The sequence below is a fragment of the Bifidobacterium sp. ESL0769 genome (genome assembly GCF_029395495.1).
GTDB lineage: Bacteria > Actinomycetota > Actinomycetes > Actinomycetales > Bifidobacteriaceae > Bifidobacterium.
In genome coordinates, this window is sequence record NZ_CP113918.1 from 891,764 (window position 1) to 905,187 (window position 13,424).

At 56.4% G+C, this 13,424-nt stretch carries 9 protein-coding genes; 7 read left to right on the forward strand and 2 right to left on the reverse strand.

Annotated elements, in window-relative coordinates; genetic code table 11:
* Nucleotides 1–174 precede the first annotated feature (174 nt).
* The 5 genes from OZX72_RS03585 to OZX72_RS03605 all read left to right on the forward strand — a co-directional run bounded on the left by OZX72_RS03585 (nt 175) and on the right by OZX72_RS03605 (nt 6,036).
* Nucleotides 175–987 carry a histidine phosphatase family protein gene (locus tag OZX72_RS03585; RefSeq protein WP_277159042.1) on the forward strand — a complete coding sequence of 271 codons (813 nt, stop codon included), beginning with the start codon at nt 175–177 and terminating at the stop codon, nt 985–987.
* Between the two features lie 372 nt (nt 988–1,359).
* Nucleotides 1,360–2,643 (forward strand): solute carrier family 23 protein, encoded by a 1,284-nt coding sequence (locus tag OZX72_RS03590; protein WP_277159043.1) that lies wholly within the window; start codon nt 1,360–1,362, stop codon nt 2,641–2,643.
* A 391-nt stretch (nt 2,644–3,034) separates the two neighbouring features.
* Complete coding sequence (locus OZX72_RS03595) at nt 3,035–3,556, forward strand: gluconokinase (RefSeq protein WP_277159044.1); 522 nt, start codon at nt 3,035–3,037, stop codon at nt 3,554–3,556.
* A gap of 190 nt (nt 3,557–3,746) precedes the next feature.
* Complete coding sequence (locus OZX72_RS03600; protein ID WP_277159045.1) at nt 3,747–4,520, forward strand: glucose 1-dehydrogenase; 774 nt, start codon at nt 3,747–3,749, stop codon at nt 4,518–4,520.
* A gap of 181 nt (nt 4,521–4,701) precedes the next feature.
* Entirely contained in the window at nt 4,702–6,036 is a 1,335-nt protein-coding gene (locus tag OZX72_RS03605) for a gluconate:H+ symporter (protein ID WP_277159046.1), read from the forward strand.
* Nucleotides 6,037–6,169: 133 nt separating this feature from the next.
* On the opposite strand, the gene OZX72_RS03610 is transcribed toward OZX72_RS03605, so the two are convergent.
* Nucleotides 6,170–7,132: an FCD domain-containing protein gene (locus OZX72_RS03610; protein WP_277159047.1), complete on the reverse strand. Its 963-nt coding sequence runs from the start codon at nt 7,130–7,132 to the stop codon at nt 6,170–6,172.
* 158 nt (nt 7,133–7,290) lie between these two features.
* Here OZX72_RS03610 and gnd point away from each other — a divergent pair, with 158 nt between their 5' ends.
* Entirely contained in the window at nt 7,291–8,166 is an 876-nt protein-coding gene (gene gnd / locus OZX72_RS03615) for a phosphogluconate dehydrogenase (NAD(+)-dependent, decarboxylating) (RefSeq protein ID WP_277159352.1), read from the forward strand.
* Nucleotides 8,167–8,284: 118 nt separating this feature from the next.
* On the opposite strand, the gene brnQ is transcribed toward gnd, so the two are convergent.
* Complete coding sequence (brnQ, locus tag OZX72_RS03620) at nt 8,285–9,577, reverse strand: branched-chain amino acid transport system II carrier protein (protein WP_277159353.1); 1,293 nt, start codon at nt 9,575–9,577, stop codon at nt 8,285–8,287.
* A 380-nt stretch (nt 9,578–9,957) separates the two neighbouring features.
* On the opposite strand from brnQ, the gene OZX72_RS03625 reads away from it, so the two are divergent.
* Nucleotides 9,958–13,266 carry a UPF0182 family protein gene (locus tag OZX72_RS03625; protein ID WP_277159048.1) on the forward strand — a complete coding sequence of 1,103 codons (3,309 nt, stop codon included), beginning with the start codon at nt 9,958–9,960 and terminating at the stop codon, nt 13,264–13,266.
* The last annotated feature ends 158 nt before the right edge of the window (nt 13,267–13,424 follow it).

A 13,424-nucleotide genomic window follows, 5' to 3' on the forward strand; every position in this document is an offset into this window, starting at 1 on the left:
GACAGTGCCGGTCGTGATAATGGAATAATATTTGGTACTTTTGGAAAATATCGCCAGGTTTGGCGTGGTTGCGGCCAGCGTTGCTGCAATCGGGAAGAACGTGGGATTATGATTGGTACCAGTATTTATTGATGAGGCATATACGGGAATATATGTAGGAATAGAGGTGGGCATATGGGTATGCCATTGGATTTGTATGTGATTCGACATGGTGAGTCGGAGGCGAACGTCATCGTCAAGGCCGGGGAGCACGGCGATAATTCGCTTTATACGCAGGACAACGTCACTGTCCCGGACCGCTCGTGGAGGCTGACGGCGACGGGGCGCAAGCAGGCCTATTGTATCGGCCGCTGGCTGGTCGAGCAGCAGCAGCTTTTTGATCGCTACTTGGTTTCTCCTTACGTTCGTACCCGCGAGACCGCGGCGACCATGGCATTGCCCAAGGCCAAGTGGGAGGAGACCCGCGTGTTGCGCGAACGTTCGTGGGGCGAGATCAGCACGGTGACCCAGGACGTGTTCAAGAACAACTACGAACGCAACTGGATGTTCAAGAAGACGGATCCGCTCTACTGGCGTCCGCCGGCCGGCGAATCCCTTGCCGACGTCGCCGAAAACCGCGTCCATAACCTGCTGACGTCGCTGAACCGCCGCGCCGAAGCCCAGTCCGTCATCGTGGTGACCCACGGTGATTTCATGCTTTCGCTGATGCTCACCCTCGAAGACCTTTCCGACGAAGAGTTCCTGCGCCGCGCTGACAGCGACAATTGGAAGATCACCAACTGCACCTGCCTGCACTATTCGCGCCGCGACCCCCACACCGGCCGCACCGACGAGCGCATCCGTTTCGAGCAGACCGCGCGCCCGGTCTACGATAAGGACACCGGCCGTTGGACGATCAAGGTCGACCCGTGGCGCGAGTTCCAGCGTCCCCTCCTCTCCAACGGTGACCTCGTAGACGTCGTCCAATCGGTAACCCCTCATCTATAAGTCGTTTCCTCAACAGTGAGAATGTGTTGAGTGCTGGAGGCTGGGATATGTGATGCTCAGGCGTAAAGCTTGGCCTACCGGCCTGTGCAAAATCAAAGATTTTGCCTTCGCGCTCGATGCATCGCGCTCACTCCACCTACAGGAAGCCCACCGGGCTTCCTGCTTAACGGCTCAGCCCGAACCTTGTATATCCCAGCCTCCAGCAACGTCAGTTGTCGCTTCAAAGAAATGGTTGTCACTTGTGCGATACTCGACACGCCGACGTCAAGGGGACCGCTATAATATCCAACGGCGCGTGACGAAATCAAAGCCGCGCGGTGAATCCCCTATTTTCTATTAGTGGCGGAAGTATGCCCAAAAGGAGAGTCAAGGATGAGCAACATGTTCACCTGGAAACTGCACGGTGACGGCAAGACGTTGAATCCCGGGGAAGTGGTCGACCCCGACGAGAGAATGACGTGGGGCCGAACGGCGGGCATTGGTGCCCAGCACGTGATCGCGATGTTCGGCGCGACGTTCCTCGTTCCGATACTGACGGGCTTCGATCCGTCCACGACGTTGTTTTTCACGGCGATGTCGACGGCGCTGTTCCTGTTGATCAATAAAAATGAGCTACCCAGTTATTTGGGTAGCTCATTTGGTTTTATAGCCCCGATTGTCGCGGTCACCACCGCGCACAAGGGCATTGCCGTGGCGAGCTTTGGCATCATGGTCACCGGTATGCTGCTGGCGCTGATTGGTATTCTGGTGCACTTCGCCGGCGCGAAATGGATTGACATCATCATGCCTCCGGTGGTCAACGGCGCCATAGTGGCCATCATCGGTTTCAACTTGGCTCCATCGGTATGGAATAATTTCCAGAAGGCTCCCGACACCGCGGCAGTTACATTGATTGCCGTCCTGCTTATTGCCGTGCTCTTCAAGGGGCTGCTCGGCCGCCTGAATATCCTGCTCGGTGTCTTGGTCGGTTACGCCTACGCCTGCTTCCGGGGCCAGGTCGACTTCGCCGCCGTGGGCAGGGCCGCATGGATTGGTTTCCCGCACTTCCACCTGCCGCAGGTTGATTTCTCGGTGCTGCCGATGTTCATTCCGGTGGTCATGGTCCTGATCGCCGAAAACGTCGGCCATGTCAAGTCCGTCGCACAGATGACCGGCCGCAACTATGACGACCACATCGGCACCGCCCTCTTCGCTGATGGCCTTGGAACCACGATCGCCGGCTTTGGCGGCGGATCAGGCACCACCACCTACGGTGAGAACATCGGCGTAATGGCCGCCACCCGCGTCTATTCCACCGCCGCCTACTGGTGCGCGGCTGCTTTCGCTCTGATCCTGAGCCTCTGCCCGAAGTTCGGCGCCATCATCAACACGATTCCCGCCGGCGTCTTGGGCGGCGTGACCACCTTGCTCTACGGCATGATCGGCATGGTCGGCGTGCGCATCTGGGTCGACAACCACGTCGACTTCGGCAAGCCCCTGAACAACATGACCGCCGCGGTGACGATGATCATCGGCATCGCCGACTTCGGCTTCGCAATTAGCGGCGTCAAGTTCAACGGCATCGCCATCGGCACTGTCGCGGTGCTCGTGATGTACCACGGCCTGCGCGCCATCGGACGCGCCACCGGAGCCATCGCCAAGGACGGCACCGAGTGACGCCGATGGCTCGATAGCTTTAAAAAGTACCGCAAAAGTACCAAGCCGGAAACCAAGGCCGGCTGATATGCCGGGTGGCAATTCAACGTCACCCGGCGTTTTTTTAACCGTGAGTGGTCGGGTTCCAAAGCAGAAAAAAATATGTCTCGTCCGGTTTGCATATCTCGAAATCTGTATTGCGAAAGCATTGTCGGCGTGTCATATCTGCACGAGTATTCAGATATTTGTAACCCCATGGTTTATATAGCAGAATGATTAACGTCTGAATATATCTGATTGTAAATATAAGTACTCTCTTTAAAAACTTTGGTCATTCTTTTGACAAAACGGTTACATCGTCATATAGTAATTTTCGTCGGTTGTTCATTGCGAGGACGCAGGAGAGTTAAATATGAGTATTCATGTTGTCATCATGGGCGTTGCCGGCTGCGGCAAAACCACCGTAGCGCAGGCTGTGCGAGACCAATTGGGCTTCGTGATGGCCGAAGGCGACGATTTCCACCCCAAGGCGAATGTAGACAAAATGAGTCATGGCATACCGCTAACGGACGAGGATCGTTGGCCTTGGCTGGAGACCATTAGCCAGTGGATGACCGATCAGGACAAGGAAGGCAACTCCACCGTGGTTTCCTGCTCTGCGTTGAAGCGGACCTATCGCGAGGTACTCCACAAGCATGTTAACGTCCTTTTTGTTCATCTTTCCGGCAGCCAAGAGCTCATCGGCGGTCGTCTGGCCAAGCGCAAAGGCCATTACATGCCGCCGTCGTTGCTTCCCAGCCAGTTCGCCGATCTTGAGCCGCTTGAACCCGACGAAAACGGTGTCACGGTCTCCGTTGAAGGAGACCCGACCACCGTCGAAAACCGCGCCATCGCAGCCATCAAGCGCTACGAAGAAACCGGTAAGCTCGCTTAGTCGACATCATTGGTAAAAGTCGCGGCGAAGGTAAGGCTGCTTTCGCCGCAGCAGTTCCTGATTCAGCAAAAACATGCGGAATCAGACGGCTTGGCTGAATTGGTCGATTCGAATGATTTAGTCGGTTGATTCAGCCGAATGTAGTTAAAACGTATAACAAAGCCTTTAACGACGAAGGAAAGGATACATTATGGCCGATTTTTCCATTCACAGTTTTGAGCTGACCGACAAAGTCGTGCTTATCACCGGAGGCGCAAGCGGGCTGGGGAAGTACTATACTCAGGCTGTCAGCACGGTCGGAGCCGATGTCTGCGTCGTCAGCGCCACCGAAAACGGTTGGGACGAGACGCGCAAGATCGTTGAGGGCAATGGTCGTAAGGTCGTGTTCATCAAGCAAGACATCACCGAAGACGGCGCGGCCAAGTCCATCGTTGAACAAGCTCTCAAAGAATTCGGCCGCATCGACGTGCTCATCAACAACGCCGGTATCCAGCTTCGCCACGATCTCGCTGATTTCCCCGACGAAGACTGGCGCAAGGTCATTGATGTGAACCTCAACGCTTTGTATTACCTTTCTCATGAAGTCGCGAAAGTGATGATGAAGCAGAAGAGCGGCAAGATCGTCAACATCGGCTCGATGCAGTCCTACCGTGCCGGCAAGCGAATCTTCCCGTACGCCGCCAGTAAGCACGCGGTCATGGGGCTCACCAAGGCCTATGCCGATGCCCTCGCGCCGTACAATGTGCAGGTCAACGGCCTGGCTCCCGGCTATATCAACACACCGATGACACTCGCCCTCCAAAATGACCCGGTGCGCAGCGTCGAGATTCACGATCACATTCCGGCAGGCCATTGGGGTGAGCCGAGCGAGCTCATGGGGGCGATGGTGTTCCTATGCTCCGCGGCCTCCGACTATGTCACCGGCGTGATGTTGCCTGTCGACGGAGGCTACCTGCTCCGCTGATGCCGGTTTAACGCCGGAGCTGCCCAAATCGGGCTGAGCGGGGCCGAGGTTCAAATCAAAGGTTAAAGCCAAAGGTTCAAGCCCAAGGCCGGTCCATCAACAAAGTTGTTTCCCGTGTCGAAAGACGCAGGAATGAAAAATAGAAAACAAAGAAGAACAATATGAAGGAGTATGAAAAGCAATGCCATTAGTAATTGTGGCCTGCGCTGTCGCAGTGCTGATTTTTCTGATCGCTAAATGCAAGCTCAATACGTTTGTATCGCTGATTATAACCTCGATTCTGGCGGCATTGGTCCTCCAGATCCCCATCGCCAAGATTCCGACGACCATCGAAACCGGCATCGGCGGCCAGCTTGGCCACCTTGCCGTCATCTTCGGCTTCGGTTCGATGTTGGGCAAGCTGGTTTCCGATTCCGGCGGCGGACACCGCATCGCCATGACCCTGATTGACAAATTCGGACGCAAGCACATCCAGATCGCCGTCGTTCTGGCATCCTTCATCGTCGGCATCGCGCTGTTCTTCGAAGTTGGCCTTGTTGTGCTGCTCCCGATCATCTTCGTGATCGCGCGTGAAATCGACATGCCGTTCATGGAGCTTGGCCTTTCCGCGGCCGTCACATTGAACGTCGCCCACGCCTTCCTGCCGCCGCACCCTGCACCCACCGCAATCGTCGGCACGCTCGGCGCGAACATGGGCCAGGTCATGATCTATGGCATCATCGTCGCCATCCCGACCGTCATCATCTCCGGCCCTGTCTTCAACCACTTCCTGCACAAGCTGCGTCCCGGCCTCTACCGCAAGGACATCGACATCACCGTGCTCGGCGAGTACAAGGAATTCAAGACCGAGGACACCCCGGGCTTCGGCATCTCCGTGCTTACCTCGCTGCTGCCGGTCATCCTGATCGCGTTCGCGACCATCTGCTCGTTCATCCTCCCCAAGAAGAACGTCGTCAACGAGGCCATCCAGTTCGTCGGCGCGCCTGATATCGCAATGCTGCTCTCCATGCTTTTCGCTATGTGGTCGATGGGCTTCCACCAGAAGAGGAAGATGGGCGAGATCACCAAGTCCATGGAGCAGTCCGTCAAACAAATCGCCATGATGCTTCTGATCATCGGCGGCGGCGGCGCCTTCAAGCAGGTGCTCGTCGACGGCGGTGTTTCCACCTATGTCTCCCACCTGTTCACGAACATCAGCATGCCGCCGCTGATCGCCGCCTGGCTCATCACCGCCATCCTGCGCGTTTGTGTCGGTTCGTCGACCGTCGCCTCGCTTACCGGCGCAGGCCTGGTGTTGCCGCTGATGGCTTCCACCGGTGCGAACCCCGCACTGATGGTGCTTGCCGTCGGCGCTGGCTCTGTGTTCTGCGATCACGTCAACGACGCAGGCTTCTGGATGATCAAGGAATACTTCGGCCTTTCGCTGAAGGACACCCTTTCGTCCTGGACAGTCGCGACAGCGGTGATATCCGTTGTGGGCTTGCTTTCCGTGCTCTGCCTCTCGCTGTTCGTCTGAGCGATAGCGTCTGCAGACACTAGGCATAATAGAAAAATCGGGTCCCGCGCCATTCTGTTTGAAGTGGTGCGGGACCCGATTTTGTATGTCGGATTATCGGAATATCGGATTATTGGTTTGCTGGTTTGCCGGATCAGGAGTGCTGTGTGGTTGTGCGCACCTCGCTGACGATATGCGTCATGGCCTTGCGTGCGAGTTTCGCATCGCCCTTCCAGATGCCCTCGGCTACTTTTTCGTGAGCGTCCAGCGCGTCGGGACGCGGCCTGGCGGGGTAAAGCCCCTGTTCCACACGGCTTTTCAGCACGATGTCGACCAGCGGCGAAAGTGCGGTGAACAGTTCGTTGCCGCTGTGCGTCAGTATCTCGTTGTGGAACCGGGTATCAAGTTTATGGAATTCCGTAAGATTGCCGGATTCCCCATCCTTGCGCATCTGGCTGGCCAGAACCGGCATCAGCGCTTTGGTTTCCATCGGTGCGTACATCGCGGCATCCTCGGCGGCCACGGGTTCGACGGCCAGACGCAGCTCGGTAATTCTCAGCAATTGCTCTTTCCTGCAGCTGGAGTGCAGCTTCCATTCGATGACCTGAGTGTCGAGTGACTGCCATTTATCCAGTTTCTGGGCGATGAGACCGACGCGTTTCCGCACGATGACGGCATTGGCGGATTGCAGGGCATGAGCGGCTTCCCTTGCCACGGTCCTGGAGATTGAGAAACGTTCCTGAATGTCATTAAGTGTGATACTGGTGCCTGGTTTCCAGCGGTTTTCGATGATATCGATCGCGAGTTTTTCGGCGACGTCGTGATGCATCGGAATTGGCGTGGTTTGTGCCTCGGTTGCGCTCACCGGGGCTGGATGTGCCTTGGTCGCATTCGTGGGAGTGGATTGAGCTTCTATAACATTTGTCAGGCTTGCCTGTGTGCCGGAGTCATTCTTGGGTGTTGTCTGCATTTCGTCTGCATTCGCCGTACTCTGTGCCAGCTTTGCTTTCGGCTTGGTCTTTTTGGCTGGGTGCTTCTTCGCTTCCAAATCGTCATCGTCATTGGTTCGGGAATCGGGGACGGGGCTGTGCGTCTGCCTTTTGCGTTTGTTGCTCATTCTCTCAAGGTTATCAAAAACTTGTAAAAAATTCGCATATGTCGTCAAAAAATTAAAGATAAAATAAAAAGAAATCTTTTTAAAAATAAAGGTAATCTCTTTAAAATATATGATACTCTTTAATTGTAGACAAACAGTTGTTTCTCAAGGAGGAAATGATGCAGCTCGGCATGATTGGTCTAGGACGTATGGGCGGCAACATGGCTAAGAGGATTCGCGAAGCCGGCCACGAAGTCGTGGGTTACGATTTGAACCCCGAATCCGGTCGCGATGTTTCGAGCCTAGAAGAGCTGGTCTCCAAGCTCGATGCCCCGCGTAACGTGTGGGTCATGGTGCCCTCGGGCAAGGCCACGGACAGCACGCTCGACGAGCTTCTGGAGCTGCTTGAGCCCGGCGACATGGTGATCAACGGTGGCAATTGCCGCTATACCGATGACAAGATCAATGCCGACAAGCTGGCGAAAAAAGGCATCGAATATATGGACTGCGGCGTCTCCGGCGGTGTCTGGGGCGAAGAGCGTGGCTATGCTTTGATGGCAGGTGGCACCGATGAGGAATATCAGCGCATGCTCCCGATTTTCGAGGCGCTGAAGCCGGAAGGCAAAGACGGTTTGGTCCATGCCGGTCCGGTCGGCGGCGGCCACTTTGCCAAGATGGTGCACAACGGTATCGAATACGGCATGATGCAGGCGTTCGGCGAAGGTTTCGCGACGATGGAACGCAGCGAATATGTCACTGATCCTGCAAAGGTCATGGCTTCGTGGCGCGCCGGCAGTGTCGTCGATTCCTGGCTCCTTGACCTTGTGGTCCGTGCGATGAAGGATGATCCTGACCTTAAGGGGATGCCGCCGGTAGCCGACGAGACCGGCGAGGCGAAGTGGACGATCGAGGCCGCGGCTGAACTGGGTGTCCCGACCCCGGCCATCAGCGCCGGTCTTTACACTCGTCAGGCCTCGCGCGGCGGTGCGGACGATATTCTGCGTGTGGTCACCGCGATGCGCAACCAGTTCGGCGGTCACATCACCAAAGCCTGAGGCGAATGCTCATTTCATATGGCTTGATTATGAAACATAATCGATATTGATTATTGTGGGGTTCCATTTATTGAAGACGGAACCCCACAAATGTATACGAACTCAGACTTCTTTGCGACTACTCATGATTGCGCCGGATCAGACTGTCCACGATACCGATGACGATGCCGACAGCGGCGGGGATGAGCCACGTCAGCTGAGCACTATAGAGCGGCAAATGAGCCAGCACGTTGCTCACAGAAGTTACGGAAAGCCCGAAGACGGCAAGCAGCTTGATGATGCAGTCGAAGATGGTGTATAGCGCCACCAGCAGTACTGTCCAGAAGTAGACGCGCTGGAACTTGGAAGCGAACGGCTTTTCGACGAGGTTCAACACAACCAGCACGATGGCGATGGGGTAGAGGGCGCCTAGCACCGGCAGTGAGACGGTGATGATGGCGCTCAGACCGGCGTTCGAGACGATGAAACTAAAGACGGCGAAGATGACGCTCCAGGCGCGATAGTTCACTGCATGGCCGAAAACGGTGGGGAAGTTCTCTTCGAAATAGGTGGCACATGTCGAGATGAGGCCGGTGCAGACGTTGAAGCACGCGAGCACGAAGATTACGCCGACGAAGGCGGTGCCGATGGAGCCGAACGCCGAGGTGGTGAGGTTGGTCAGCACGGTGGCGCCGGTGTCGTTTTTGCCGTTGGCGGATTTGATGGTTCCGCTCACCGCACCAATGAAGGAAAGGGCGGCGTAGATGAGAATGAGCAGGATGCCGGCGCCTGTTCCAGCGATGCCGGTTTCGCGGCGGTTCGTTTTGGTGTCGGTGACGCCGAACTCCGAAATATTGGCGGAAATGACGATACCGAAGTAGAGTGCGGCCAGGAGGTCCATGGTCTGGTAGCCGTTGATAAACCCGTAGATCAGCGAACCGTGAGAGTAGTCGCCGAACGGCTTGCCCAGCGGGGCGTGATTGATGAAGATGCAGGCAACGAACATGACTGCGATTAGCACGAGCAGCAGCGGTCCCATGAAGCGGCCGAGCGATTTCGAAAGCTTTTCAGGGTGTTGGCTCAGGATGAATGAAAGTGCAAAGAAGACCAGCGAATAGATCAGCAGCGCTACACGGTTGTTTTCGCCGACGAACGGGGTGATGGCCATTTCGTAAGAGGTCGTGGCCGTGCGAGGGATGGCGAAGCAGGGGCCGATGGCCATGATGATGACGAAGGCCAGTACGGCGGCGAACTTGGGGGAGACCCGCGAGGCGAGGTGCTCGAAGCCGCCGGCCGAAGCTACTGCCAGCACGCCCAGAATTGGCAGGCCGACCGCCGAGACGATGAAGCCGATGGTGGCCGGGATTGCGGCGGACTGCGCTTGAGCGCCCATAAGCGGCGGGAAAATGAGATTGCCGGCGCCGAAAAACATCGAGAAGAAAGTGAACGCGATGACCAGTCGATGTTTGCCGGAAAGTTTTATGGTTTTGGGCTTTCCCGTTTCCGGTTTTGCGGACTGTTTACCCATTTGCTGCGAGGCGTCGTTGGCTTTTGGCTCGACGGCTCCGGTCTTTGCTTGAGGCATGTTGACTCCTGAATATTTTTCTATTGCAAAAATGTCATCGCAAGATGCGCGTTGATGACGCTCACTATATAACAGGGGACGGTATGGTGGGTTATTCGGCTTTTCTTAAGGTGGGTTCGGGCAATGATGGCTCGGCTCGATACATTAAGTTTTGACGATAAATAGCATTTGGTGATGGTGTGATTCGCTCAAAGGTGACGGGCGACACCTTTCGGTACGATTGAGGCATGTCTTTCTTTGACTTTTTTGGCAGGTTCCCGGACCCGCGCGATGGTTTCAACCGTGGCCGTCAGCAAGACGATGACGACGACCCGAAGATTCTGCATATCCATACCGATGGGGACGACGAGGCCAACAGCGGTGGTCGGCGTCCGAATTTTTCGGCAAGCGACTTCTGGCCGTCGCGAGGAGGTAATGGCAACCCTCGTCTCACGCGCCGGGCGAACTACAAGCCAAAGGGCACATCCAAGTCGACGAAGGTCTTCATCGGCGTGGTCGTGGTCGTGGTATTGATCCTTGCTTTGATCTTCGGTCTTGACCATTTCGTCACCGATCTCATGTGGTACGGCCAGCTAGGTTTCCAATCGGTGGTGTGGACACAGCTTTGGACGAAGATTGGCCTGTGGGTCGCCTTCGCCGTGTTGATGGCGCTGGTGAGCTACTTCGCCGCCACCATGGCTATTCGCAAGCGCCCGGATTCCGCTGACGGCTCCAAGATTCGCGTTCGTGGCGATGTCGTCGAAGTCGGCAAGTCCGTTAGCTCGAAATCCGCCAGGAAAGTGGCAGTGATCGTCTCTCTGATTGTCGGCCTGATTTTCGGTGCCCAATTCAACTCGAACTGGTCCGAGGTCCTGCTGATGTTCCACGCCCAGCCATTCGGCGTGCGTGACCCGCAATTCGGCATTGACAACGGCTTCTACGTTTTCATTCTTCCCGGCGTGAATCTGATGCTTTCAGCGCTCAGAATGCTGCTGTTCTTCGGCTTGTTGTTCTCGGTGATCACCCATTTCGCCATGGGTGGTATCCGTGTGACCATGCCGGTCAACGGCCACGGCATCATGACCATGACCAAGTACGCGCGCCGTCAGATCAGCGTCTGGTTCATTCTGAACATGCTCGCCTGGTCCGTACGCCAGGTCATCGGCGTCTTCAACACGTTGACCCAAGTCGGCGACCGCTTCACCGGTGCCGACTACACCACAGTGCACGCCAACGTTCCGGTCACCTTCATTCTCGCCGGACTCACCGCGATTCTCGGCCTTCTGCTTGGCATCTGGCTCATGCGCTCCCACTCCTTCGACGGACCCGCCTCACCGGACGTCCGCGTGGTCGCCGCCGTCAAGGCCTGGCGCGTGCCGATGATTGCCATCGCCGCCGTCGCGGTTGTCGCCGTCGTACTCGGCATGCTTTGGCCGACGCTTCTGCAGCGCTTCAAGGTCAGCCCAAACGAGCAGGAAATGGAATCAACGTATATCGCCCGCAACATCAAGGCGACGCAACAGGCTTATGGCCTCGACAAGGTCAAGGTTGGCAGCTACAACGCCACCACCCACGGCCAGTCCGGTGCGCTCGCAAGCGACCCGGAGACCACCGCGCAGATTCGTCTGCTTGATCCCGATGTCATTTCACCGACGTTTAAGCAGCTGCAGCAGTCCAAGCAGTATTACATGTTCGCCGATTCGCTGGCGGTCGATAAATACGACATCGACGGGCATAGCCAGGATACCGTGATCGCGGCACGCGAGCTCAACGTCAACGGCAATGACAATCGCAACTGGGTCAACGACCATACCGTCTTCACGCACGGCTATGGCGTCGTCGCCGCTTACGGCAACAAGGTGACCAGTGACGGCAACCCCGAGTTCTTCGAATCCGGCATCCCGACGCAGGGCAAGTTGACGAAGACGCAGCATTATCAGCCGCGCATCTACTTCTCGCCGAACTCGCCGGAATACTCCATCGTCGGCTCGCCCAAGGGCACCTCTCCTTGGGAGTTCGACTATCCGAAGGGCTCCACCGGCGCTTCCAACACCTTCGATGGCAACGGTGGGCCGAAGGTTGGCAACATGCTGACCCGTCTGCTCTACGCCATCCGCTTTGGCAGCGACCAGATCTTCTTCTCCGACCGCGTCACTTCCGACTCGCAAATCCTCTATGATCGCAGCCCGCGTGACCGCGTGGCCAAGGTCGCTCCGTACCTGACACTCGACGGACGTGTGTACCCGGCGGTGGTCAACGGACGCGTGAAATGGATCGTCGACGGCTATACGACTTCGGACGCCTATCCGTATTCGCAGATGACCGATCTTGGCGTGGCCACGCAGGATTCGACCACGATCACTTCCAAGACCGTGCAAGGGCTCAATTCGCAACCCGCCAACTATATCCGCAACTCGGTGAAGGCCACGGTGGATGCCTACGATGGTTCGGTGGACCTTTATACTTGGGATACGAAGGATCCGGTCATCAAGGCCTGGCAGAAGATTTTCCCGGGCCAATACCATCCGATCTCGGATATTTCCGGCCAGTTGATGAGCCACTTGCGTTACCCGGAAAGCCTCTTCAAGGTTCAGCGCCAGCTGCTTGCCAAGTATCACGTCGGCGATGCAAAACAATTCTTCTCGGGCGAGGACTTCTGGCAGACCCCGGTCGATCCTACGGAATCTCCTACCAAGAGAGACCACAATGTGCTGCAGCCTCCCTATTACCTGACCCTTAAAACCGGAGGGTCGAAGCGTCCGCTGTTCTCGTTGACCTCGACATACATCCCGGCCGGCAATTCGTCGGTAAGAAGGGAAAATCTGACCGGTTTCCTGTCGGTGGATTCCGATGCGGGAGGTCAGAAGGGCAAAATCGGTCCGAATTATGGAACGATACGGCTCCAGGAGTTGCCAAAGGATGCGAACGTACCCGGACCGGGGCAGGCTCAGAACAATTTCAATACCAATGCGACTGTGGCCACGCAGCTCAATCTTTTGGGCAGCAAGGAATCCAATAGCAAGGTATCCACCAACGTGGTGCAGGGCAATCTGCTTACCCTTCCGCTTGGCGGAGGACTGGTGTATGTCGAGCCGATTTATGTGCAGTCGAGCGGTGGCACTGGATTCCCCTTGCTGAAGAAGGTCCTGGTGGCCTTCGGCGATCAGGTCGGATTTGCCGATACGCTGGATGAGGCGCTCGATCAGGTCTTCGGCGGCGATTCCGGTGCTTCTGCGGGCGACGCCGAGAACAAGGGCGGTGGCGCTGCTGCGGCTGGCGATTCGTCGTCCGGTGATTCTTCTACCGGCGACACTTCTTCAGGTGGTTCCGCCACTCAAGGTGACACCAGCGGCAAGAGCAGCACCTCAGGTACGTCCGGTACGTCCGGAAACGCTGCCAGCAATCCAGACCTGAAGGACGCCTTGAGCAAGGCCAGCCAGGCGATGAAGGACTCGGACGCTGCCATGAAGAAGGGCGACTGGGCGGCCTACGGCAAGGCCCAGCAGGAGCTTAACGATCAGTTGAACCGCGCCTTGCAGTCGGAAGGTCAGCAGTAACAGGCTGTCGAATCCGGTAAACCGGTAAGCGGTAGATTACGATAACGGCGTTATACGAACGGCAGTGTTTCATTTGCTGTTCATATAACGCCGTTACCATATCTAAACGTTACGGTTTCGAACGAGGTTTTAACGTTACGGTTTCTGGCGAGTCTGAA